Annotated in this window: 2 protein-coding genes; both read right to left on the bottom strand. The window is 65.4% G+C overall.

Annotation, left to right across the window (positions count from 1 at the left end):
* A partial coding sequence (locus AC01FP_RS18630; protein ID WP_474482381.1) for a bile acid:sodium symporter occupies positions 1-299 on the bottom strand: 299 nt, incomplete at its 3' end.
* A gap of 51 nt (positions 300-350) precedes the next feature.
* A partial coding sequence (locus AC01FP_RS18625; protein WP_474482380.1) for a hypothetical protein occupies positions 351-628 on the bottom strand: 278 nt, incomplete at its 5' end.

Raw genomic sequence — 628 nt, 5'->3', positions numbered from 1 at the left:
GCGACCAATGGCGGGAGCAGTCCCGACAAGGCGACCGACAGTCCCCATCCCGCCAGCACCATCCCGCCGAATATCCACGCCATCAGCGGCGCCAGAAAGCGCAGGTTGGCGAGCCCGCGCAGGATGTCCTTCCGATCAATCCGCAGACCGTTGAGCAAGAACAGCACGAAGATCGCAATGTTCGAGGCGGTTTGCGCATGGACCCGGGCCTCCCCCGTAGCGGGAACAAGAAAGGCAAGCACGATGGCGACGAGCAGCACCCGCATCATGATGTCGATCTTGCCGAGGAGCCTGCCCATCCGCCGCCTCCCGTGCCCGCCATGGCGGCACTTGTCGAGCCGGTATGTGGCTCAGGCGGCCATGTGGGCAAGCTTGCGTCGCAGACCGGCAGCAAGCTCCGGCTGGCCGCGCGCGTCGATCACCTCGACCAGCATGGCTGTGCATTGGCGCGACATCGGCTGCAAGGCATAGGCATAGACTGCAGAATCGAATGCCAGATCGGCGTCACCCTGCTGCAGGGCCGCCTTGGCCCGCAGGCGCCACAACTCGGGATCGCGTGCTCCGCCATGATCGATTGCATGGTCCAGCAGCAAGGCCGCCTCGGCCCAGTCGCCCGCATCGATTGCCA

This window comes from Cyanobium sp. NIVA-CYA 375 (assembly GCF_056108345.1).
The sequence above is the reverse complement of the archived record's forward strand: the minus strand, read 5'-3'. Positions and strand labels throughout refer to the sequence as shown.